Source organism: Pedobacter alpinus, assembly GCF_042684645.1.
Lineage (GTDB): Bacteria > Bacteroidota > Bacteroidia > Sphingobacteriales > Sphingobacteriaceae > Pseudopedobacter > Pseudopedobacter alpinus.
The window spans coordinates 1-24,430 of the sequence record NZ_JBHULV010000048.1; the positions used below are offsets into that span (position 1 = coordinate 1).

The 24,430-nt window shown below is 31.4% G+C and carries 23 protein-coding genes; 9 read left to right on the forward strand and 14 right to left on the reverse strand.

Features of this window, described 5'->3' with window-relative positions; all coding sequences use genetic code 11:
* The first annotated feature begins 96 nt into the window (after window positions 1-96).
* A complete protein-coding gene (locus ACFSSE_RS14150; protein ID WP_379046580.1) occupies window positions 97-558 on the forward strand; it encodes a hypothetical protein in 462 nt (153 codons plus the stop codon).
* A gap of 69 nt (window positions 559-627) precedes the next feature.
* On the opposite strand, the gene ACFSSE_RS14155 is transcribed toward ACFSSE_RS14150, so the two are convergent.
* The 14 genes from ACFSSE_RS14155 to ACFSSE_RS14220 all read right to left on the reverse strand — a co-directional run bounded on the left by ACFSSE_RS14155 (window position 628) and on the right by ACFSSE_RS14220 (window position 18,445).
* Window positions 628-1,908, reverse strand: coding sequence for a bifunctional folylpolyglutamate synthase/dihydrofolate synthase (locus ACFSSE_RS14155; protein WP_379046577.1), 1,281 nt, complete (start codon window positions 1,906-1,908; stop codon window positions 628-630).
* Window positions 1,909-1,991: 83 nt separating this feature from the next.
* Entirely contained in the window at window positions 1,992-2,822 is an 831-nt protein-coding gene (locus ACFSSE_RS14160) for an energy transducer TonB (protein ID WP_379046574.1), read from the reverse strand.
* On the reverse strand, window positions 2,819-3,217 hold the full coding sequence (locus ACFSSE_RS14165; protein ID WP_379046572.1) for an ExbD/TolR family protein: 399 nt from the start codon (window positions 3,215-3,217) through the stop codon (window positions 2,819-2,821). Before ACFSSE_RS14165 ends, ACFSSE_RS14160 begins: the two co-directional genes overlap by 4 nt.
* A complete protein-coding gene (locus ACFSSE_RS14170; RefSeq protein WP_379046569.1) occupies window positions 3,214-3,912 on the reverse strand; it encodes a MotA/TolQ/ExbB proton channel family protein in 699 nt (232 codons plus the stop codon). The genes ACFSSE_RS14165 and ACFSSE_RS14170 overlap by 4 nt, the downstream gene beginning before the upstream one ends.
* Before the next feature lies 1 nt (window position 3,913).
* Entirely contained in the window at window positions 3,914-4,975 is a 1,062-nt protein-coding gene (locus ACFSSE_RS14175; RefSeq protein WP_379046566.1) for an HU domain-containing protein, read from the reverse strand.
* A gap of 44 nt (window positions 4,976-5,019) precedes the next feature.
* A complete protein-coding gene (locus tag ACFSSE_RS14180) occupies window positions 5,020-6,756 on the reverse strand; it encodes a TonB-dependent receptor (protein WP_379046563.1) in 1,737 nt (578 codons plus the stop codon).
* A gap of 4 nt (window positions 6,757-6,760) precedes the next feature.
* Window positions 6,761-9,784: a tetratricopeptide repeat protein gene (locus ACFSSE_RS14185; protein ID WP_379046560.1), complete on the reverse strand. Its 3,024-nt coding sequence runs from the start codon at window positions 9,782-9,784 to the stop codon at window positions 6,761-6,763.
* A 144-nt stretch (window positions 9,785-9,928) separates the two neighbouring features.
* The gene (locus ACFSSE_RS14190; RefSeq protein WP_379046557.1) at window positions 9,929-10,870 is read right to left on the reverse strand and encodes an aspartate carbamoyltransferase catalytic subunit; all 942 of its coding nucleotides are present in this window, start codon (window positions 10,868-10,870) and stop codon (window positions 9,929-9,931) included.
* Window positions 10,871-10,876: 6 nt separating this feature from the next.
* Window positions 10,877-11,422: a bifunctional pyr operon transcriptional regulator/uracil phosphoribosyltransferase PyrR gene (gene pyrR, locus ACFSSE_RS14195; protein WP_379046554.1), complete on the reverse strand. Its 546-nt coding sequence runs from the start codon at window positions 11,420-11,422 to the stop codon at window positions 10,877-10,879.
* Window positions 11,423-11,737: 315 nt separating this feature from the next.
* A complete protein-coding gene (locus ACFSSE_RS14200; RefSeq protein WP_379046552.1) occupies window positions 11,738-12,856 on the reverse strand; it encodes an endonuclease NucS domain-containing protein in 1,119 nt (372 codons plus the stop codon).
* A 55-nt stretch (window positions 12,857-12,911) separates the two neighbouring features.
* The gene (locus ACFSSE_RS14205; protein ID WP_379046549.1) at window positions 12,912-15,548 is read right to left on the reverse strand and encodes an AsmA-like C-terminal region-containing protein; all 2,637 of its coding nucleotides are present in this window, start codon (window positions 15,546-15,548) and stop codon (window positions 12,912-12,914) included.
* A 363-nt stretch (window positions 15,549-15,911) separates the two neighbouring features.
* Window positions 15,912-16,103, reverse strand: coding sequence for a cold-shock protein (locus tag ACFSSE_RS14210; protein WP_017259446.1), 192 nt, complete (start codon window positions 16,101-16,103; stop codon window positions 15,912-15,914).
* A gap of 150 nt (window positions 16,104-16,253) precedes the next feature.
* A complete protein-coding gene (locus ACFSSE_RS14215; RefSeq protein WP_379046545.1) occupies window positions 16,254-16,580 on the reverse strand; it encodes a DUF3276 family protein in 327 nt (108 codons plus the stop codon).
* Between the two features lie 77 nt (window positions 16,581-16,657).
* Complete coding sequence (locus tag ACFSSE_RS14220; RefSeq protein WP_379046542.1) at window positions 16,658-18,445, reverse strand: ABC transporter ATP-binding protein; 1,788 nt, start codon at window positions 18,443-18,445, stop codon at window positions 16,658-16,660.
* Window positions 18,446-18,671: 226 nt separating this feature from the next.
* On the opposite strand from ACFSSE_RS14220, the gene ACFSSE_RS14225 reads away from it, so the two are divergent.
* The 8 genes from ACFSSE_RS14225 to ACFSSE_RS14260 all read left to right on the forward strand — a co-directional run bounded on the left by ACFSSE_RS14225 (window position 18,672) and on the right by ACFSSE_RS14260 (window position 24,423).
* Window positions 18,672-19,760 carry a Glu/Leu/Phe/Val family dehydrogenase gene (locus ACFSSE_RS14225; RefSeq protein WP_379046539.1) on the forward strand — a complete coding sequence of 363 codons (1,089 nt, stop codon included), beginning with the start codon at window positions 18,672-18,674 and terminating at the stop codon, window positions 19,758-19,760.
* Between the two features lie 215 nt (window positions 19,761-19,975).
* Window positions 19,976-20,917, forward strand: coding sequence for a transcription antitermination factor NusB (gene nusB, locus ACFSSE_RS14230; RefSeq protein WP_379046537.1), 942 nt, complete (start codon window positions 19,976-19,978; stop codon window positions 20,915-20,917).
* 6 nt (window positions 20,918-20,923) lie between these two features.
* The gene (locus ACFSSE_RS14235) at window positions 20,924-21,340 is read left to right on the forward strand and encodes a DUF1573 domain-containing protein (protein ID WP_379046534.1); all 417 of its coding nucleotides are present in this window, start codon (window positions 20,924-20,926) and stop codon (window positions 21,338-21,340) included.
* A gap of 16 nt (window positions 21,341-21,356) precedes the next feature.
* Entirely contained in the window at window positions 21,357-21,656 is a 300-nt protein-coding gene (gene yajC / locus ACFSSE_RS14240; protein ID WP_379046531.1) for a preprotein translocase subunit YajC, read from the forward strand.
* A gap of 94 nt (window positions 21,657-21,750) precedes the next feature.
* Window positions 21,751-22,698 (forward strand): YbbR-like domain-containing protein, encoded by a 948-nt coding sequence (locus tag ACFSSE_RS14245; protein WP_379046529.1) that lies wholly within the window; start codon window positions 21,751-21,753, stop codon window positions 22,696-22,698.
* Window positions 22,698-23,300 (forward strand): dephospho-CoA kinase, encoded by a 603-nt coding sequence (coaE, locus tag ACFSSE_RS14250; RefSeq protein WP_379046526.1) that lies wholly within the window; start codon window positions 22,698-22,700, stop codon window positions 23,298-23,300. Before ACFSSE_RS14245 ends, coaE begins: the two co-directional genes overlap by 1 nt.
* A gap of 17 nt (window positions 23,301-23,317) precedes the next feature.
* Window positions 23,318-24,259 carry an MBL fold metallo-hydrolase RNA specificity domain-containing protein gene (locus ACFSSE_RS14255; protein ID WP_379046523.1) on the forward strand — a complete coding sequence of 314 codons (942 nt, stop codon included), beginning with the start codon at window positions 23,318-23,320 and terminating at the stop codon, window positions 24,257-24,259.
* Window positions 24,259-24,423: a DUF5522 domain-containing protein gene (locus ACFSSE_RS14260; protein ID WP_379046520.1), complete on the forward strand. Its 165-nt coding sequence runs from the start codon at window positions 24,259-24,261 to the stop codon at window positions 24,421-24,423. Before ACFSSE_RS14255 ends, ACFSSE_RS14260 begins: the two co-directional genes overlap by 1 nt.
* Window positions 24,424-24,430: the final 7 nt, after the last annotated feature.

The window sequence follows — 24,430 nt, forward strand, 5'->3', positions numbered from 1 at the left end:
ATAACTGTAAATCAATTAGTTAATAATTCCGTTTTACGAAATCGGAAATTGTTCGGACAGATATGAATATAAACAAACAAACAAACAAACAAAATAATGAGAATATTAATAATAACTTTTATATGTTCAATATTGATGTCTTTTTCTTATGCACAAGGCGTATCAAAAGACTCTATTGAAACTTTAAAATTAAGAGAGAAAATTTTGTCTTTAAGTGAAAAAATAAACGCTAATAACCAAGATATTGCTGATGATGAAAATGATATTGTTTCTTATCAGGAAAAGTTAGAAAATTATTTAAAAGATTCAAAATCAAAAGCAAATAAGGCTGCTGAGGCTTCTGAAAATGTTAGAAAGAACAGTAGAGATGAAAAGTTAGCTAAGAAGGCTAAAAGGGCTTATAGCGACGCAAATAGTGCGTCAAAAGATGTAGCAAAATACCAGAGTAGAATAGCTTCAAAACAAAAGCATATATCTAAATTGAAGCGCAAGAATGAAAAATATAACTCTGAGCTTAACGAACTTGAAACAAAAATTAAGTTTGTACCAGCTAACTAAATTATAGAAAAAGATTATTTGATTAAGAAACCCGATGTAATTAAATATCGGGTTTTTTGTTTAATAGTTCTAAACTACCTCAGCAACAACAAAAGTACTTCCTCCTACAAATATTAAATCACCGTCTTTAGCGTCTTTTTTAGCAGCTTCTAAAGCGTCTTTAACAGTTGGATAAGCTTTGCCATTTAAACTTAAAGCTAAAGCTTCTTGTTGTAATTCTTCAACATCTTTAGCCCTTTCTAAATTTGGCGCACAAAAATAATAGGTAGCCGCTTTTGGCAAAGCCTTTAGTATTTTAGTAATGTCTTTGTCTTTTACCATACCTATAACCATTAATAATTTGTGATGCGGAGTAATTCCGATATTATGCAATACCTCTTTTATTCCATCTTCGTTATGGCCGGTATCGCAAATTACTAAAGGGCTGCTTTCTAAAGTTTGCCACCTACCCATTAAGCCTGTTAATTTTTTCACTTCGCTTAAAGCTGATAAAATAGCAATATCAGAAATATGAAACCCTTTTTTGTTTATAGCTTCAATTGCAGATAAAACAGTTTTTACATTTTTTATTTGATAAGTACCGGTAAGGTCTAAAGTGAGATTGTATTTTTTGGTTTTACCATGTATGGAGATTTGTCTTTTATCATTAACAATCTGGCTTTCATTGTAACACCATTCATTTGTAGCAAACGTAATTTCCGATTCATTTTCTAATGCTTTATTTTGGAAAATTGAAGCAATTTCTTCTTGGTATTCTCCAATAATCACTGGGGTGTTGGGTTTTATAATTCCCGCTTTTTCGCCTGCAATCTCAGTCAATGTATTTCCCAACATATTCATGTGGTCGTAACCAATGTTTGTGATTACAGAGACCTCTGGCGAAATTACATTTGTTGAATCTAAACGTCCACCTAAACCAACTTCAATTATCGCAATATCAACTTTATGTTTGGCAAAATGTTGAAATGCCATGGCAACAGTTGCTTCAAAAAATGAGGGTTCAATTTCTTCAATAAAACGTTTATTTTCCGAAACAAAGTCAATAACTTCTATTTCAGCCATCATTTCGCCATTAATTTTTATGCGTTCCCTAAAATCTTTTAAATGTGGTGATGTATATAAACCAGTTTTATAGCCTGCTTTTTGAAAAATAGCCGCCAACATATGCGATGTAGAACCTTTGCCATTTGTACCACCCACATGTATGGTTTTAAATTTTTTTTCGGGATTATTTAAATGGGTGCAAAATTTTATGGTATTGGTAAGGTCTTTTTTAAAAGCAATTGCCCCAACTCTGGTAAACATAGGGAGTTGAGCGTAAAGATAATCCAGTGTTTGCTGGTAATTCATTTTGTTTATTTGGTTGTAGGAGTGATTGGAACGTAATTCAAAATGTTTAAGACTTCGGACATCGGTCTCAGGACTTTTAAACTTTACTTCACCTTAAAATTAAAAACGATAGTTCCAATTTGTGTATCAGGTGCACTAACTAAAGTGTTGAATCTCGAACCTAAAGCCGCGTCTTCACATTTATCCCAAAGTGTTGCATCTGTTAAAGTAGTTCCCCTTGCACCAGCTTTTGCACTGGTAACAATTCCATTCTTATCAACCCTAATTTCAACCACAATTTTACCAGATTTTTGTCCATCGTCTTTTATACTTGGGAGGTTTACAAACTTTCTACTAGTTAAAGATAGCGCTACACCTCCGTTACCAGAACCTGTACCATCATAATTACTAGCTAAAGGGTCGCCTTCTGGTTTTCCTTGGTTACCAGCTACTGCACCGTTTCCATCCCCAGTGCCAGTACCTTTGTTTTTGTTGCCTTTATACAAAGCATTTTGATTAATAACAGGCTTAGCCGGTTTGTCCTCAGTTTTTTGAGTTGGGGCACTATTGGTATTGTTAGGTTTAGTGTTCAAACTAACCGCATCAGAATTATCATCTGTTACAATATTATTATCAGCGTTTGTAGCTTGGGTGTTTTGCGTAACTTCTTCGTTTGGGGTAATTTTGTCTGGTGCTTTACCATTAGCATTAGGATCTACAGATGGTTCTTCAACACTCATATAATCGTTACCCATCCCTTCGTCGGCAGTCCCGTAATTTACTATAATACCGCCAATACCAACTTCTTCTGGCAATTCAGCCTGACTAACAATATAAAAAAAGCTCAATAATAAAAAACCAGCAAGCAAAGCCAAAGAAATACCAATTGCTTTTGGGTAATTATTTTCAGTATTGTTCTTTAATAGTCCAATCATTTTTGAGGTTCGGTTGCTAAAACCAATTTAATTTTCAGCTTATTTGCGATATCTGTTAAACTCACTACATTTTGTATAGCAATGGTGTTATCAGCGTAAAGTATAACGGTTAAATCCGGATTTGCTTGTTGGTATGAAGCTATTTTTTGTTCTAATGCATTAAAAGGCACTTGTTCTTTCTCCACAAAATAAGTTAAATCTTTTGTGATAGAAACATTAATAGTTTTCTGTGGAGATGCCTGTCCAGAACTTGACCTTGGTAAAAATAGTTTCACCACGTTTGGATTTACCACTGCAGAGGCCAAAAGGAAAAACAGTAATAAAAAAAACATGATATCATTTAATGCAGAAGTATGTACTTCAACATGTGGTCTTTGTCTTTTTCTTAAATTCATCGTCCTGGCTCTTCTAATAAATCAATAAACTCAATAGAATCTGTTTCCATTTTCAAAATCACTCTATCCACCATTGCGTTTAAGATATTATATAAAATATAAGCTATAATACCAATAATTAATCCAGTTGCTGATGAAATCATTTTCACATATAAACCACCAGATATGGTTCCAATTTCAATTACTCCTTTTACAGATACATCATGAAAAATAGTAATTACACCTATAATAGTACCCACAAAACCAAGCATTGGGGCAATACCAGCAATTACACCTAAAATGCTAATGTTTTTTTCCAGTTTAGAAACTTCCAGTTTTCCAACATTTTCAATAGCACCTTCAATATCTTTTATAGGGCGGCCAATTCTTAATAAACCTTTTTGCAACATACGGCCAAGCGGTGTATTGCTACTTTTACAAATTGCAATTGCCGAATCTAAATTGCCAGTTTTAATACTTGAGCGTACTTGCATGGTTAACTGCGATTCATCTTTATTAGCTTTTCTGATGGTTAAATAACGTTCAAAAAATATAATTAATCCTATTAAGGCCAAAATTGTTAAGGGTATCATTACCCAGCCACCTTTGGTTAGTAAATCAAATAAACTTAATTCTTCTGTGGTATTAGCTTGTAAAGCAGATACCGCATTTGTGGCCGTATCTGTTAATGGCTGTAAAGTGTCTTGTAAAAACATGTTATTTTAATATTAAAATCGGTAATTTATAAGCTTGTGGATTTAATTCTTGTAGTATTCTTTGTAATTCTTTCTCTGCATCGGCATCATTATATAAAGTTGCACCGCTTATTTTTGTCATCATGGTAACTCCAGCTCCTTCATCATCTACAATATGAGCGTCAATGCCATTAGCTTTTAACTGACTTACTCTTTTAACGGCATCTTCTCTTCTTGGGTATAAACCAATGATGATTTCGTACTTAAATTTTCCTTTAGCAGGTACAACTTTTTTATTTATAGATATATTGGTAGAGTCTTTAACTTTTTCAACTTCAAAGCCTTGTGCTTTTAAATTACCTTCTACATCTGTACTGTTGTAAATAGAATCGGCTATTTTTACCGCTTCTACATTTGGTAATTGTTTATTGAGCGGTAAAACTGGTGTTGTACTTGGTTTAACCGTAGTTGTTTGTATTTGATTAATTAAATCTTTATAGAAATTTGGCTTAGCAAAATACAAACCAATAATAGCAGTTAAAGCAGCTACTGCAATTATTCCCATGGTTATTGCAACCCATCCTCTTTTTTGTTCATCTTCTAAATATTCATCCGGGAACGAGGTATTTAAAGCTTGTTGAGCTAGGCTATAAGTTTCACTATCTTTTCCAATTAATCTTTCAGATTGTGTATCAACAGGAGGGAGGCCAAAGTAAGCTTTACTCACATTTGTTTCTTTTTCAGATTGAAACAATAATTTACCATCATCATGCTTTAATTCGCCAATACCTTTTAAAACAACTGAACTGGTTTTTAATGCTACTTTAATTTCTCTAATATATTCGTCTAAAATTGCATAAGCATTTGTGAGCGATGAAGCTGTTTTTTGACTAATTAAATGCACCAATTTATCATCATGCATGTAATCTGTACTAAAAACAATTTCGCCACTTGGTGGGTAAAATATTTTAGCCTCACTATCATAGTAGCCATTGGTTCGTTTTTTTAAAAACTTCCCCAAACCAGGTACAGTTACGTGGTCTTTTTCTACAATAAGTTCTACTAAATAGGCTGAAATATCCATTATTTGTAAAAATAGTTTTTTTAATATTAGCTACCTAAAAAAATCTAAAAGCCATAACTAACTCCGCCCAATATATTTATTCCGTAATTTCTATAATAAGGCAACCTTTCATAATCGTTACCTAAAATATTGTTCACTCTAAAAAATGCAGAAATTTGTTTATTGTATTGATAATCTGCACCTACGCTAATATCTGCAAAGGCTTTAATTGTTTTTGCAGTGAAGGCTGGATTAATTGGTACGGGTAAAACATTTACTGCATCATAAACTTTTGCTTTTGTCTCTCCTTGAAATAATAAATCGCCAGATAGTTTTACCTTATCCACAATTTTGAACGATGCAGTAGATTGTAAAGTGAAACCTGGTCTTAACCAAATAAAATCCTCGTTGTTATTATCAAATTGTCTAATATCAACTTTACTATCTAAGTTAAAAGCTTCAGAAAAACTAATATTTACTTCACCACTAAAACCCAAAACGTTAGTGTTGCCTACAAAATAATCTACATCAAATTTCTGTTTTTCAGAAATGCTATTTGTAAAATAAGTTAAATCGCTAATGTCTTTATAGCTTATAGTTGCTTTGTAGCCCACATTTGGAGCAAATGTCCCTCTAATACCACCTGCTATATCAAATTTGTTAACTGTGTTTTTTAAATTAACATTTTGGTTTAGGTAGGGGTTCAAATCTGATAAACCTTTTAAAGTGTTTTTCTCCACATCGCCACCAAAATTACCAAATATGGTGAGGTAGTTTTTAATCAACATAAAATCTAAACTAATAGCTGGGAAAATGTGTATCCTTTGGTTGGCACCAAACTCATTAACATAATTTATTCCTCCAGTGAACCTAAATAAATCTGTTTGTATTTGAATGTAAGGGTTTAACTTAAATAAATTATTGTTAAAAGTATAAGCAGAATCTTTACTGGTAGTAATATCTACCGCAGCATTTGCACCTAAATGAAATTTATTTAAATTTTTACCTAAACCACCAGATAAAACAACACCATTTTCCTTTGCTTTAAATGCGTTATTGAAAATATAACCCTGTACTTTTGCGGCATAACTAAAACTGTTTTCATCATCTGCATCTGTACGGTTAAATAACAGCCCTTCTGCATTAAAGTAATTAAATCTTTGTTTTTGCGGATCTAAATTAATAAAAGTATTTAATGGGTCAGTACCATAGAAATAAGTCCCAGTTCTATCATAACCCAATTTACCTTCTAAAACCAAAGCATCACCAATGCTTCTGCCATAACCACTTAAGCTTTGTTTACTTATTTTTTGCTGATTTTCTTTACCACTCATTCCTAAATGGTTAAAGTTAAAACCTGCTTGCAAAGCAGGATCTTGCCCTGTAGCAATATTTACTTGTGCCAAATTAGTACCCAAATTACCTAAGCCTAATTTTGCGAAATTATTTTTGGGTTGAGCTTCAATTTTTGCTTGTAGTTTTTGAGCTTCTAATTCTCTAATTCCACTATTAAGCTCTAACCTTTTATCTAATAAATTATAACTAACTTTTGGGTTAAATGGCTTAATATCGTTTAAATTTGGACTTCTTCTTATTTTTACTGCATCAGCTAATACAGGTTTGTAAGACCGTACCACCTCAATTTCTTCAGTAACTGCATTTCTTTTGCTGGTATCTTGTTTAACAGTTTCTTTTGTATCCTGTTTAACAGGTTCTTTAGGTTTATCTTGTGCGTTAGTTACAAGAGTAATTGCAAATAAACTAAAGAAAACGTAAGTGCTTATATAAGTTCTTTTATTCATGATGTTATTTGCTATTGAAGGTTTCCAATTTTTTCTTTGCCGTTTCTAAAATCTCATCATCCCCTTCGTAATTGTCTATAATGCTTTTTAAAGTTGCAATTGCTTGCACTTTATCTTTTAAAGCCATGTAATTATCTGCTAATAGTAAGAAGCTTTTAGCACCCCAATAATCGTAACTTGGCATATCATTTATCAACTGAAAACAAGTTTTTTGCGATGTTTTATAATCTTTTTTAAAGTATTGAATTTCGGCTACATTATACAAAGCTTCTGCACCAGCAACAGATTTTGTGGCTTTAACAACGCCTTCAAATTCTTTTCTTGCTTTTGTAGTATCGGCTAACAATAAATAAGCTTTACCAGCATACAGGCCAGCTTTGTTTCTATCTTCTTCTGATGATTTTTCGTAATTCTTTACCAAATCAACATACTGTAAAGTTTGGTCTGGCACTTTAATACCTGCATAAGAAACCATTAAATTATTAATAGCGAAGGTATAGTTGGCTTTATATTCCGATGCTATTTCTAATTTTTTAAGGTGCACAATAGCTTCATTATATTGTTTGTTGCTTAAATATATTTTAGAGATACTTATTAAAGCTCTTTCAGTATATTCACTGGTCCAGTCATTTAATATATATTCATAATCAATTATTGCAGGTGCAAATTTACCTAAGTTTTTAAAGCTCTCTGCTCTAATAAATTTAGCTTGTTTATCTTGAATAGCTTTAGGGAATTTATCAAAATATGCATTAACAGATTCTACCGCACCGTTCCAATTTCCTCTTAAATATTGAGTGTTAGCAGCTTGAAACATAATATTATCTTGTTCTGAAGTACTAAAATTACCGATAGAAGTAGTGTTAGCATAGTTAATAAAATCTGTAGCATTACCCATATCTGTATAAATTTTTTGGATAAGCTTTAAAGATTGTTGCGCTTCATCTGTTGATTTATATTCGCTAATTACTCTCTTAAATATATCGATTGCAACTTGGTCATTCTTTTGTTCATAATTAACCAAACCAATGGTAACCAATGCCCTTGGTATGTATGAGCTACGAGGATATTTTTGTGCAAACAAAGTTAAATCTGTTTTAGCTTTTTCACCTTGGCCAATTAAAAAATAGGTGTAAGGAATTTCAAAACCAGCGTCATCTGCGTAATTAGAATTAGGAAATTTTGAAAGTAATGATTGTAAGGTGGCAATTTTAACTTCCGGCTGATTTTGTAAACCTTGTATAATCCCTCTTTGAAACAAAGCATAATCTTCGCTGCTTCCTCCTTGTGCAATTACTCTATTGTAATAACCTAAGGCACTACCGTAATTTTTAGCACCGAAATAAGCATCAGCTAATCTTAAAGTAGCATCTTTAACTGTCTTAGCATCTTTTTCGTTTCCGTTTAAAAATCTAGCTAAATAAGTAGCGGCTTTAGCATAGCTTTCTCCCTCTAAGGCTGCATAACCTAAAGCATAGTTTGCGTAATTGTATAAATCGGTTTTTTTGGCGGCACTCATGCCCAAAAAGTTCTCAAAATAAGAAACAGATTCGCTATATTTTCTAACTTCATACATTGCCTCAGCACACCAATAAGTTGATAATGCAAATATTTCGGCATCTAAAGGATAATTGTTAGAGCGTAAAAATAGGCCAATCGAATTTTCAAATGCTCTTTCATTATAAAACTCTAAAGCTCTGTAATAAGTTACTTTTTGATAAGCCTCTTTGGCATCAGGAGTTTTGTTTTCGATACCTTCTAAAATGTCAATCGCATCACGGTAGTTTTTTGTACTTAATAAAACCTTTGCTAATAAGGTTTTAGCTTCGTTTAAGTTTTTAGAACGAGGATATTTTTTCAAGTATTCTTGAGTTGCATCTAATGCTACAGCATGAAACTGTAATTCGTAAGAAAGTTTTGCGAAGTTGAACAAGGCATCTTCTTCAATTAATTTATCAAAGTTAAGTTTAGAACTTACCTGAAAAGCATTTCTTGAGCTTTGTTTGTTTTTTGTGGTTAAGTATGAATCTCCTAAAGTGTATAAGCCTGCTTGGCTGTAAGCCGTTTTATCGTTAATTAATTTACCTAATTGCTCTATAGCTTGGTTGTATTTTTTAAGTTTATAATAGGTGTAGCCAATTTGGTAACTATCTTGATTATTTTGAGTTTTACCTAAATCTTGCTTCATAAAACGCTCATAATAAGCAAGCGCATTTGGGTAATCAACTTTAGCAAAATAAGATGCAGCAATTATCCTTAGCATTTCTGTTTCGTTTAATTGCTTTGTATTTTCAACAATAGGCACAGCGTAAGCTAAAACATCATCATACCTTTCATCTAAAAAATAAATTGCTGATATATAATAAGGATAACTTGCCTGATAATTTTTTGAATTTTTAAGTTTTTCAAAGTTTTTTAGTGCTATAGGATATTCCTTATCTGCGTAAGCAATGTAAGCGTAATAATAAGTTGCTTGCTCAGAGAATGTTGAGTTTTCATCTTTAACTATGCCAAATAATGGTTTGGCATTTGCAAATTCTTTTGTTTCAAAATAAGAGTAAGCAGTTTTAAACTTATACTCAGTATCTTCTTTACCTGTTAAATCTATCGAACTTACTTTAGTAAACCAATTTAACGCTTCAGCATAATTTTTTTGTCCAAAATAATATTTACCAACTTGAAAATAAGCTTGTTTAGATTTAGGACTTTCTGGATGGTTTTTAATAAAGCGTTTAAAAAGTTGTTCTGCATCCTCATTATCTAATGCTAGTGCACAATAGGCTCTGTAATATTCGCTGTTAATTTTTAGATTACTTATTTCAACATTATTTAGTGATTGTGGTGTTTTAATAATTTTACTTTTTTCTACTTCGTAAAATATAGACGAGGCGGCCGCATATTTTTCTTGAGAAAGTAATTCGGTAGCAATTTTATATTGAGCATTTATATCAAAGTAAGCCGGTATTTGAGCGAAAATTGTTCCTGAAAAAAACAAAAAACAACTGAAAAATGAGGTGATTTTGCGCATAATTTATCTAAAGTGGGTAGTCTAATATAATACTTGCATTTTCTAATGAGTTACTTATTAACTAACACGTGTTAATAAAGTAGATAGAACGCAATTTATAAATGAATAATATAGGAATTATGAGTTTTAGGTTTATTTGAAGTTTTAGTTCTGTTTTTGACTTGCTAAAAGATAAAGTACTGCCATACGTACAGCAACACCATTTTCTACTTGATTAAGTATGATAGATTGCTTACTGTCAGCTACATCGCTACTTATTTCTACCCCACGGTTTATAGGGCCTGGGTGCATTACAATTATTTCTTTATCCAAAGAATCTAAAATTTCTTTATTTAAACCATACATCATAGAATATTCTCTTAAAGATGGGAAATATTTAATATCCTGTCTTTCTAGTTGTATTCGTAGCATGTTTGCAACATCGCACCAGTTAAGTGCTTTTCTTAAATTATGTTCAACTTTTACACCTAAAGTATGTATGTATTTTGGAATTAATGTTGTTGGGCCACATACCATAACCTCTGCACCTAATTTTTGCAAACATAATATATTAGAAAGTGCCACTCTCGAATGTAAAACATCTCCAACAATCACTACTTTTTTTCCAGCTACTTCACCTAATTTTTCTCTTATAGAAAAAGCATCTAATAAAGCTTGCGTTGGGTGTTCGTGTGCGCCATCGCCAGCGTTAATAATTTGCGCATCAATATGTTTACTTAAAAATATGCCAGCGCCAGGGTAAGGGTGTCTCATTACCACCATATCAACCTTCATGGCTAAAATATTATTTACCGTATCAATTAAAGTTTCTCCTTTACTAACCGATGAACTTGATGCTGCAAAGTTGATGGTATCTGCAGAAAGACGTTTTTGAGCTAGCTCAAACGATAATTTAGTACGGGTAGAGTTCTCGAAAAATATATTTGCAATGGTAATATCTCTTAAAGATGGAACCTTTTTAATGGGTCTATTAATAACATCTTTAAAAGTATCTGCGGTTTCTAAAATCAGTTGAATATCCTGTGTAGTTAAATCCTTAATTCCTAAAAGGTGTTTACTGCTCAGTTTTTGTGCTATTTCTGCCATGTTATATTATACGCTTTCAGATACTAAAACAACTTTATCTTCTTGGTCTGTCTCTTTCCAACTTACCACAACTTTTTGCGATGACATAGAGTCAACTTTTATACCTATATAATTAGGCTCTATTGGTAAATGCCTGCTGTAACGTCTGTCAACTAGTACTAAAAGTTCAACTTTTTCTGGTCGGCCAAAAGCTAAAATGGCATCCATTGCGGCTCTTATGGTTCGTCCTGTCCATAAAACATCATCAATTAATATTACTTTTTTACCTTCAATAATAAAATCAATTTCTGTACTGCTTGGCACTAAGGGGCTATCTCCACGTCTAAAATCATCACGGTAAAAAGTGATATCCAAAATCCCGTTTTTTATATGAGAGTTGGGGATTATTTGCTTTAATTCTTTAGCAATTCTTTGCGATAAATAAATTCCCCGAGGTTGTATTCCTAAAATTACCGAGTTAGAAAAGTCGTTATGGTTTTCTATTAATTGATGGCAAAGCCGCTGTAAAGTGATTTGAAATTTCTGGCCGTCAAGAAGTGTTAAATTTTGCATCAGCTTGTGTGGTTTGGGCAAAAGTAGGAAAAAATAAAATTATAGCAAGATTTACTTTAATGTTAAACCAAGATTGGTGATTTTATAACCAAAAGAATTCAACAAGTTTTTTAAAATGTTGCTGGGCAGTTAAAATGCAATTTAAATTACTCAGGAAATTCATAAAAACCAAAGATTTATAACGATTTTTGGCTTTGTAATGTTGCTAATTTTTAGAAAAAAAGTTCTTAAGAATGCCTTGTTTTGAATCATGTGTAAATGTTTTATGGGGGGACTTCTGACGTTATATTCTTAAACTGATGTTAGTTGCATACGCTATTGTTCAACAAGAGTAATGCTTAGCCCGAGTTTAAGAAATTTTACGTCTGGAACAATTTTTAATGCAAAATCCAAATTGATGTCTTTGCTTTCAGCAACAATTAATCCACGGACTGATTGTCCTTTTTTGCATAACTCTTCTTTTGTCCAACCCATATAACGCAAAATTTGCCCAATGCTTAAATCCTTTGCTTTTCGTTTTATTTCTATAATTACAAAATCTCCGTTTTCGTCAATGGTCAGCATATCCATAATTCCAACAACTTGTGTGTCGTACTGTCCATTCTTTTGCATTTGTTGTTCTTCGTCAAAATATTTGAGCTTAGGAAAAAGTCTTGGCATATTTCTGTGAAGTAAAGTTTGATAATGCTGTACTTCTAATGCCTCAAATTTTTGTTCCTCTTGAACTACTGGTAAAATTATTGGTTGGCCGTCAATAACAATTTCTTGTTCTTTTGGAAACGTATGGTAGAGAAATGTTGCAAATTCAAAGTTTCCGAAAATTCTGTTTGTAATTTCTTCAACTCTGCTTTTTATTTTTAGAAGTTTGTAATTGTATTCAAAATACAAAGCAAGTCCTGTATTTTCTGTGTCAATGCCGCTTACTAAAAAGAAATTTAGAAAGCGGTTTTGATCGTTAAAAATAGGAAGGAAAATATCAGGAAAGTAAATGCTCAAAAGTTTTGGAATAACAGTCCTGCCTGTTTTAAAGCCATTAATTTCTTTTGACAGACTTACAATATTTTCTAAGTCTGTTGAAAGTTTTCCGTTTGCTTTGTATGGATTTGATGCGTCAACCGAAATAACTTTTTGTAGTAGATATTTTATTTTCGGAAAGTCTGTTTCGTAGCCATATTTATATTTTGAACCTCCTTTAATACTTCCAAGCGATAATGTTCCCCATTCAAGGTCGTATGAAATACAACCTTTCTGTCTACCAAGCCCAATAAAATAATCTTCTTTCGTTAAGCTGTTTAATTTTGCTTTATCATAAGTCTGTGCAAAGTCTTGTCGAATTAATTCTATTTCTTGTTTGGTTTGACCTGTCCAATTAAAACTTTGCAGTTTTTGAATTATCTGCTCTAATGCTTCTTCTTTTATAATTATTTCTGTCATAGTAATGTGGGCTGTCTAAGACTTGCCGCTAACTTGAAACTTGAGTTTAAAATCTTTATTTTTTAGTAGTATCAACCGGCGTTGCTTTCTTCTTGAAAAAGTTATTTAACTGATTTTTCACCTCGTTTTTCACTTTTTGATCTACTTGTTTTTTTAGTGTATCTGTTTTTTGCTGAATTTGGTCTTTTGCCTTGTCTGTTAATTTAGTAACTTCTTCTTTCGCTTTATTTTCAAATTCTGCTTTTTTGTCTTCTACAAGTTGGTTCACAATGCTTTTAGCTTCCGATTTTAAACCGCCAGCTAAATCTAATTTTAACGTAGGTTTTGTAATGGTTCCTCCTAATAAGGCATTAATTTTAACCATATCGTTAACAGCTACATTACTCCCTACTTTATTGTTTAAACTTGCTAATAGGTTGTTTGCAGTTTCGTTTGCTTTGCCCAACATTGCTCTTGGTAAATTAATAGCTAATATATAATCCATTGTTTGGTCTATTCCGTTAGAACCTTGTATGTTCATTAATATATCTCCTTTTTTAATATTAAAAGGTGCTACATTTAACCTGCCATCTGTTATATTAAATTTGGTTAGTAAATTATTAACTTCTAAATGCTTCAATCTATCGCTATTTAAGCCGACGGCTAATTTGTTTAAAGGTTCAAAACCATCAATTACTGCTTGTATTATATTGGTTAAACCAGATGCATTTATGCTGGAATAAATTGGCATCATGTCTTGCTTTAAAAGCGAGTTAAACTTCAAATTAGTAGTAAATTCTCCTTTTGTATATTTTGCAATGGGTGCTAATAATTTAAAGGTATTAAACGTGGCAAATGCTTTTTGGATACTCATTTTTTCAATCCCAAAATCTATATCTACAAATGGTTTTTTAGGGTCTTTTGTGGTGTACATTCCATTCATTTTAACAGTGCCATCTAACATTTGTAAAGCCATATTTTTAAAATAAACGCTTTCATCTTTAACCTGTAAAGCGCCAATTGCATTGGTTATATTGTAGTTGTCGTATAAAATTTGTTTTGCATTTACAGACGCTAAGAAATTTATGTTTGCAGGTACTTTAATGAGTGTAAGTTTTGAGGTATCTACTTTTGCAGTAGCAGTGTTTTCTGGGCCCATTAATTCGTTTATATCTAATAAATTAGAATTAAGATTAAATGTGCCGCCTAAAGATTGGTTTTTATTAAAAATATAGGCTAAGTAGTTAGTTATACTTCCATTTGCAGCAAAATCACTTTTGCCAATTTTTGCGCTCAAATTTGCTAAAGTGATATTTTGAGGGTTAAAAGTCATTTTAGCAGAACTAATACTTACAGGTTTTGCAACTGCAGCACCAGTATAAACAAAATTAGTAGCTAACATTTGCCCAGTAGCGTAAAAGTTTTGGTATTGTTGCTTGTCTATTGATGATTTATTTCCTTTTGCTTGCACATCAGCATCTAATATACCACTTAGAGTCATATCCTTCATCGGGAAAATTGTGGTCAATTGTTTTAAATCTAACTTTCCTTTCAGGGCCATATCAACATAGGGGTCAGAAGTTGGGGTTTTTACAAACAATCTGCCATCAATTGGTGCTTTATCAAAAACTAAATGAAAAGAAGGAATGTTTACTTCTGTATGGTCAATTACACCATCAGGGTTTTTAATGTTTGCATTTACTTGGATATCATTTACTGCGGCAGGTAATCCAGCATACTTCATTTTACCATCCTTAATACTCAAATTCACATCAAAAGCAGGTAATGAAGTTTCGTTATAAGTTCCCTTTGCAAAACCATTAAAAGCAAACTGTCCGCTGGCATCCATATCTTTAAAGTTACTAGCATAAACTCCAGGAATTAAAGACAGAAAATTCTTCAAATCTGATTGTTGTGCATCAAACTTAAAATCAATTAGCATATCTGTTTCATTAGGAATTGCCAAACTTCCTGTTACCGCTAAAAGCAGTTCATTCAGTTTAATTTTATTATCACCAAAACTAAATTTCATGTTTTTCATGTCAATATCAATTGGCAAATCAGCTACTAGCTTAACATCGTTTAGGTAAGGGATTGCTGCATACTTTACCGTAAGGTGCTGAATATCCGATGCTGTTTTTAACTGAAATAAATCTTGCGTAAAATCTCCTGTACCAGTATGATTAACATCTTTAAGGTTCATATAGAAACCCAATAAAGCATCATCATAAGTAATGTTTCCTTTTTCTATACTGTATTCTTGTAAGCTTGCTTTAAAGTTTGTTTTAGAGGTATCTGTTGTTATTGTGCTATCTGCTTTTACAATATCCCAGTTCGTTTTTCCGCTTTTCAAAACTTTAGCGTAAATAGTTGGTTCAAAAAGGTTAACCGAATTTATTTGATAGGTTTCGCCTTTAATAACACTCATTAAATTGAGGTTAAGTTCTAATGTTTTAATGTTTGCTAAAGTATCGGTTGCAAAACTATCAATGCCAATTACAACTAAATCACTCAGTTCTATACCCAAATTAGGAAAAGTACTGATTACACTTAAATCAACATCTTTAAAATTAACTTTAGCGTTAACATTGTTATTAATAGCGGTTTTTGATTTAGAAACAATTGTGTCTTTAAATAGGAGAGGGATGCTTGCTACAGCAATTAAAATTACTACAATAAATGCTACAATACCGATGATTATTTTCTTTAACATTTTAATTTTTTTAATTGGAAATTAAGATAAGCAAATTTGATGTTTTTTTTGTGATAGGAGAGGTGTTTTATTGATATTTAACATTTTGTTTAACCACAGAGTTAAACGAGGATTGCACAATTATACAAAGGAAATTCTTAAAATTTAGTCTTAATTATGAGCATGCTTTTAATAGTTTACAATATTTGTATTATTAATAATTACTCGAAAGTGAGAACAAAAAAGAAATATAACTCTGTTTCCTTTGTGAAAACTTTGCGCCCTTTGTGATAAAACAACAAATGCTAAAAAACAAAAAAGCCATCGCTTAGTAGCAATGGCTTTGATGACTTTAAATGTGATCTATATTAAGAGACCTGCTGATTAAGCAAGTTTAACATTTACTGCATTTAATCCTTTTTTACCGTCTTGTAGGTCAAAAGTTACTTCGTCATTTTCTCTGATTTCGTCAACCAGACCCGAAACATGTACAAAATATTCTTTGTTTGTTCCGTCTTCTTTAATAAAACCAAATCCTTTGGTTGAATTAAAGAACTTTACTGTTCCATTATTCATTATATTCTATTTATTATTTAAAACAAATGTAAATAATAATTTTTTAAAAATCCACATTATTTTAATTTTTTGATAATCATAGCTTTAAAATTAAAAAGAGCTAATCTCAATTAAGAAATTAGCTCTTCAAATATTGTTTAAATCATGTTTTTAAACATCAAAAGAAAATTCATCATCAGACTTATTAGAAACATGGTCAGGATTATATTCGTATCTTTTTTCTACTACTTCTTGTTGAGACTTAATATAATCTACAGTTTCGGTTAAACCTTCTGCAAATTTCTCAAAATCTTCTTTGTAAAGAAAAATTTTGTGTTTAATAAATACACCGTCCTCTAATCTTTTTTTACTTTCCGTAATTGTAACGTAGTAATCATTAGATCTTGTAGCTTTTACATCAAAAAAGTAAGTTCTTTTACCCGCTCTAACCTTTTTCGAAAAAACTTCTTCTCTTTCTTTGTTATCGTAATCTCCCATTGATGTGTTGTTGTTTTATATTTGACAGGATAAATAAAGAAAGAAAATATTAAAGTTCCAAATATTACCACCAAAGTTTAAGATAATTGTTGTTCTTCTAACAATTGTTTCTCATAAAGATCAAAATATAGTCCTTTTTTGTTCATCAACTCATCATGATTTCCTTGTTCAGCAATTTCTCCGTTATCTAAAACTAAAATTTTATCAGCATTTTTAATGGTTGAAACCCTGTGAGCAATTATAATACTTGTTTTTCCTTTCATCACCTTGCCTAAATTATTTAAAATCTCTTCTTCAGTTTTTGTGTCAACTGCCGATAAGCAATCGTCAAATATTAGTATTTCTGGTTCTTTAATAATAGCTCTTGCAATAGATATACGTTGTTTTTGTCCGCCAGAAAGTGTAATGCCTCTTTCTCCAATATAGGTTTCAAACTTTTTATCAAAAGCCATAATGTTTTTATAAACTGCGGCATTTTTTGCAGCTTCTTCAACTTTCAAATGGTCTAATTCATCTAATCCGAAAGCTATATTTCTACCTATTGTATCAGAAAATAAAAACACCTCTTGAGGTACAAAGCCTGTTTTACTTCGGTATGCTTCTAAATTTATATGTTTTATATTTTGATTGTCTATACTTATTTCGCCTTTATCAACATCATACATACGCATAATTAAATTGGCAATGGTTGATTTTCCCGAGCCTGTTCTTCCAATTATGGCCAATAATTCGCCTTTATTTATTTCAAACGAAATGTTTTTTATTGCTTTAATTCCTGTGTCAGGATAAATAAAACTTACATTCTTAAATTTTATAGCACCTTTAATATCAATCGGGTTTGGATTAGGATTTGTTATTTCTGGTTCTGTTTTTAAAAATTCATTAATTCTTTTTTGCGATGCCGCCGCTCTTTGTATTAGTGAAGTTACCCAACCTAAAGATGTAACTGGGAATGTTAGCTGATTAACGTAAACTATAAATTCGGCAATATTACCAGCGCTTATTTTACCATCCATTACTTGTAGGCCACCAATATAAATGGTAATAATTGTACTTAAACCAACCATTAACAACATAATTGGATAAAAGAATGCCTGTACTTTTACTAAAGCTAAAGACTCAGTTTTATAATCTTCACTTTCTACCTCAAAACCTTTTTTAAGTGTTTCTTCTTTAACATAAGATTTTATTACTCTTATACCCGAAAAGGTTTCTTGCACAAAAGATGATAGCGTACTTAAACGTCTTTGTATTTTTTCACTTTTATGGTTAATAATACTGTTTACATAATATATAGTTATTGCTAAAAGTGGTAATGGTAAAAGGCTATAAATGGCTAGTTTTAAATTAACATTAACCATAGCTATAATTATGAGTATAAATAATACAGCAGTATTAATGGTGTACATAATGGCTGGGCCAACGTACATTCTTACTCTGCTCACATCCTCAGTAACGCGGTTCATTAAATCGCCAGTATTATTTCTTCTGTAAAAAGCTAAAGAAAGTTTTTGATAATGCTGGTAAATTTCATTCTTTAAATCAAATTCTATGTGCCTTGAGGTGAGAATAATAGTTTGTCTCATAAAAAACAAAAATAAACCTCTTATAATTGCTAATAAAATAACCAACCCACCAAAAAGCAATAAGCTAGATCCAAAAATATCAAGTATTAAATCTTGCTTATCAAAACCATTAAAAAGACGGTAGATTGCAATGTTCTCATTTACTAAATCAAAAGCAATTCTTATAATTTGAGCTGGAATAACGGCAAAGAAATTAGAGATAATTACAAATACAACCCCTGGTAATAATTGCCATTTATATTTTAAAAAAAATTTATTTAAATATGCTAATTCTTTCATCTGCCGTACAAAGGTAGGATATGATTTTGTTTTTTTACAACAGCTACCAATAGATTAAGTTTTATAAACTTTTAATGAATGCGTGGTTTCAAATATTATTCAAAAAGAAAAAACTTCAATATAAGCACACAAAATCTTGTAATCTTTTACAATAAAGATGTCTTAATTAAGAAAAAAACAGCTACTTTTGCGCAGAAAAGCATCATTAAAATTTGCTTCAATTTTTATGTCGTCAATTCAATTAGAAGAAAATTCAATATTTAATCAGCTTGGTGTTTTTGGACATCAAAAGGTTGTTTTTTGTAAAGATGATGATACTGGTTTAAGGGCAATTATTGCTATTCATGATACTACTTTAGGCCCTGCGGTTGGCGGTACAAGAATGTGGTCTTACACTACAGAAGCCGAAGCACTAAACGACGTATTAAGATTATCACAAGCCATGACTTATAAAGCTGCAATTACTGGCTTAAATTTAGGTGGTGGTAAAGGTGTAATTATTGGCGATAGTAGAACCGATAAATCAGAAGCTTTAATGCGCAGGTACGGTAGATTTATAGAAAACCTAAATGGTTCTTTTATAACTACTGAAGAAGTTGGTACAGGTCCAAAAGATATGGAATACATACGTATGGAAACTAAGTTTGTAACAGGTGTGCCAGAATCTATGGGTGGTAGCGGAGAAAATTCTCCGGTTACAGCTAAAGGAGTTTTTATGGGTATAAAAGCATGTGTAAAAGAACTTTTTGGCACAGATAGCTTAGCAGGTAGAACGGTTGCAGTACAAGGAACTGGCCATGTAGGCGAGCATTTGGTAAGTTTGCTGAGACAAGAAAATGCAAAAGTTTATGTTAGTGATATAAATGAAGACAGACTTAGAAAAGTTGCTAAATTATACGGAGCTGAGGTTGTAAGTAATAGTAGTTTGTTTGATTTAGAATTTGATATTTACGCTCCATGTGCTTTAGGTGCAACTGTTAATGCGGAGACCATTACAAAAATGAAATGTGGAATTATTGCAGGTTCTGCAAATAACCAATTGGCAGACGAAAAAGCAGATGGACAGTTGTTGTTAGAAAAAGGAATTTTGTTTGCACCAGATTATTTAATTAGTGCTGGCGGTTTAATTAATTCTTATTCAGAACTTTATGGCTATAGTAAAAAAAGAACCATGCAGTTGGCAGAAAATATTTACGAAGCAACTCGTGAAGTTTTAAAGAAATCAAAAACAGAAAATATTCCAACAAATATTGCTGCTAATAAAATTGCAGAAAAGAGAATTGCAGACATTAAAAAGATAAGAGGAAGTTTTTAATGTCAGATGACCGCAGTCTAGAGTCTGCGGTATAAATGGCAACAAAAACTATAATTAAAAAAATTTAGAAGTTTGGTCTTCCGATAGCAGACACAAAACTCTGACAAATAAACAACAATACAAGGTTTCAGCCTGCGGACAGCGGACACAAAACCTCGGACTTTTAATAAATAAAATAAATATAAAAGGCTGTAAAGCCAAATCGTTCTTTAAATATGTTAAACAGAAGGCATCTAAGAGTAAAGGTAATGCAGGTTATTTATGCATTTCAACAAGCATCAGTAAAAGATACTAAACAACAAGAAAAAAGCTTATTGGCAAGCGTTGATAAAGTTTTTGAAATGTACATCGGTTTATTAGCTTTAATTGTTGATGTTGTACAATATGCAGAGATTGATGCTATTGACAGAGCTAACAAACACCTTCCTTCTGATGAAGATAAGAATGCAAGTTTAAAAATTTTAGATAACCGTTTTATTAAGTTATTGTTAGATAACAATGAATATATAACGTCTTTAAAAAAATATAAAACTTCTTGGAGTTTTGACCCTGAGTTAGCAAGATCTTTATTTGTTACACTAAAAAATAGTGAAGAGTATAAGGCTTATTTGTTAAAAACAGATGATGATTTACATTCTGATAAAGATATTATCAAATTCATCTTTAAAAAAGTTATTTTAAAATCTACTTTAGCACAGCAAGCTTTAGAAGAACAACATATTAACTGGCAAGTAGATCAAGACGTTTTACAAGCCATGATTGCCAAAACTTTAAAAAATTTCTCGTCGGAAGTTGGTGAACAAAAGTTAGCTCAGGTAAGTGCAAATTGGGTAGAAGACCGAGAGTTTATCTTGGATTTGTTCCAAAAAACAATTGCTAACAATAGCGCTTACCAAGAAATGATTGTTACTAAAACTAAAAACTGGGAAGCAGATAGAATAGCAATGATGGATGTTATTTTAATGAAAATGGCTTTAGCAGAATTAATTTACTTTACAAGTATTCCTGTTAAAGTTACCATAAACGAGTATTTAGAGATAGCCAAAGAATTTAGTACTCCAAAAAGCAACACATTTATTAATGGTATTTTAGATAAAATTTTAGAAGATTTAAAAGAACAAGGTAAAATTAGAAAATACGGTAGAGGTTTATTATAAATTAATATGAAGATTAATATTTTAGCATTTTGCGTATTGTTGTCTTTTGCGGCTTGTAATAATATAAGTCAAAAAGAAACAAGCACTGAGGAAAATACTAGTGCAGATGGCGCACCGGTAATGAAATTTGAAACTGATGTTTATGAGTTTGATAAGATAAAAGAAGGGCAAAGTGTTTCTTACGATTTTAAATTTACTAATACTGGTAAAACACCTCTAATAGTAAAAGACGCCGCTGTTACCTGTGGTTGCACAGTGCCAGAAATACCAAAAGAGCCAATTGCACCTGGAAAAACAGGAGTAGTAAAAGTGGTTTTCAATAGTGCAGGTAAAGTAGGATTACAAGATAAAGTGGTAACAATTACCGCTAATACCATACCCGCACAAACATTGATACACCTAATAGGAGAAGTTGTTAAATAATTATAAATAGACCAATATGTTAAATTACGTTTTATTACAAGTGCCAAGTGAAATCATGAATTTTTTACCAATGATTTTAATTGTGGTTGTTTTTTATTTTTTTATGATAAGACCACAAATGAAAAAGGCAAAAGATCACAAAAAATTTATTGCCGAATTAAAAAAAGGTGATAAAATTATCACTACAGCAGGAATACATGGAAAAATTGCTGACATGAATGATACTACTATTTTGGTAGAAACAGAAGGTGGCGGCAAAATCAGATTTGATAAAGCAGCAGTTTCTTTAGATTCGTCTAAAACTTTAAATGCTTAAAAAACTTTAAATGAAATATTAAAATGCCGTTTTAATTTAAAACGGCATTTTTTTTTAATTTTACTTTACATCAAAAGCATAAATATATTTAATTATGGCTTTAATAAAGTTAACAGCAGTTGAAAGAAGAAAACTAAGTATATTTTTTACTTGTACTATTTTGGCTGTTTTGGCTTGGTTGTTTTTTTCTTTATCAAATAAATACGAATACGAGGTTAAAACAGTAGTAAACTTTAAAAATTTACCTGTAAATAAAGCTTTTAACCCTTTACAGTCTGATACCGTTTTACTAACCGTACAAGGTACTGGCTGGCAACTCCTGTTTACACGGTTAAGAATATATCCACGAGATGTAAAAGTTGATTTAAAAACATTAGAAAAACGTAATTACGTCACCTTTACCGACCAAATGCGTACAATTAACAATTATTACTCTTCAGAACAAAAAATAATTAGCGTAAATCCAGATACACTTTATTTTGATTTTACAACAAGAAGGGTTAAAAAAGTACCTGTTAAATTAGTTACCAAACTAAGCTTTGTGAAGCAGTTTGGTCAATCTGCTGATATAGAAATTAAGCCAAGTTTTATTACAGTTACAGGTCCTCTAGAGAAATTAGCTACTATTAAAGTTTGGGAAACTGATACTTTTAAAAGAGAAAATATTAGCAATACCATAACAGATAAAATTTCCTTAAAATCATCAGAGGCACCTAATATTACCATTTATCCGCCATTAACAGAACTTAAAATCCCAGTTGAAGAGTTTACTGAGGCAGAATTATCCATACCAATTAAAGTAATTAATAATCAACAGTATTATAATATTAAACTAATCCCCGAAAGGGTGAAAATTACGTTCATGGTTTCTTTATCTGATTATGCAAAAGTGAAAGAGGATGATTATGAAGCTATAGTTGATTTAGATATTTGGAAAAATGATGCTGCAAAAATGTTACCAGTACAAATTGTAAAGAAAAGACCATTTACAAGAATTAGGAAAATTGAGCCGCTGCAAGTTAATTTTATGATAAAAAAATAATGATGTTAACTATTGGAATTACAGGTGGTATAGGCAGTGGTAAAACAACTGTTTGCAAAATTTTTGAATTACTTGGTATTCCTGTTTTTTATGCTGATGATGTTGCCAAACATTTAATGGTTACAGATGAAATATTAATAGATCAAATTAAATTAGAGTTTGGTTCAGCAGCTTATTTAGAAGATGGTTCTTTAAACAGAAAACACATTTCATCTATTGTATTTTCAGAATCGCAAAAACTCCAAAAACTAAATTCTTTTGTGCATCCTGCGGTTTTTAGAGCAATGGATAGTTGGGTAAAAAAACAAAACAGTTTGTATGTATTAAAAGAGGCTGCTCTACTTTTTGAGAGTGGTTCATATTTGCAAAACAACTATAATGTACTGGTAAGTGCGCCAGAAAAAGCTCGAATTGCAAGGGTAATGCAAAGAGATAATATAAGTGAAGAAAAGGTTTTAGAAAGGATAAAAAGCCAAATGAGCGAGGAAGAGAAATTAGCCAAAGCCGATTTTTTTATCAATAATAACGAGCAAGAGTTTTTAATAATGCAAGTATTAAAATTACACCATATTTTTACTGAAAAGGCGTTAAAAAAAGATTAATCAGATGATAGCTAGAGATGAGTATTAAGGAAGATTTTTTGGTTAAAACTGCTAGTGGGTTGTATTGTAAGTATGGAGATTTTTATTTAGATCCACAATTACCGGTAAAGTATGCAGTAATATCTCACGCCCACGGCGACCATGCAAAACCTGGAAACCAAGAAATTTTTTGCACCCCTTTTACCAAAGAAATAATGAAGTTGCGCTTGAAAAAAAACGCGGGTGCAAATTTTAATTTACATGGTTACAATCAAACTTTCAGTTTAAACGATGTAAATATCAGTTTTTTGCCAGCTGGGCATATTTTAGGTTCTGCAATGGTTAAAATGGAATATTTAAATACTGTTTATTTATTTACTGGAGATTTTAAATTACAAGCAGATAGAACTTGTGAACCTATAGAATTTTGCAATGCTGATGTTTTAATTACAGAAACTACGTTCGCAAATCCTGATACTAAACATCCAGATCCTATAACTGAGATCAAAAGTTTAAATCAAATTTCTACAAATATATTGTTGGGTGTGTACGGTTTAGGCAAAGCGCAACGTTTAACATCATTAATTAATGATTATTGCCCGCAAAAAAACATTCATTTACATTATTCTATTTTCCCTATTCATCAATTGTATGAAAAAAATGGAATAAATTTGGGCAAATACAAACATTACGATAGGAAAGAGATGAAACAAAAACACCAAAATCAAGTTTATTTGGTGCCGCCTTTAACTTTTAATAGTTACAATAATGCTATTGGCGTAACTCGTGTTTTTGCTTCTGGTTGGGAAAATTTACAACATGGAAACGATGGTAAACTTTACATATCTGACCACGCGGATTGGGATGATATTTTAAAAACGATTGAAGAAGTAAAACCAAAACAAGTTTGGACAGTACATGGCGATGGTAATAATTTGAAGAGTTACTTTAGTAATTCTTTACAGGTTAAAATTCTTTAATGTTAAAAGAGAAAATAGATTATTATGTAAACGAGGATGGGAATTTTGTGTTTACAGAAAAATACCATTTAAATCGTGGTTTTTGCTGTAAAAGCGGATGCAAGCACTGCCCTTGGAAATTTAAAAAAGTGGATGATAAAAATAAAAATAAGCCTTTAAGGTGAAATTAGA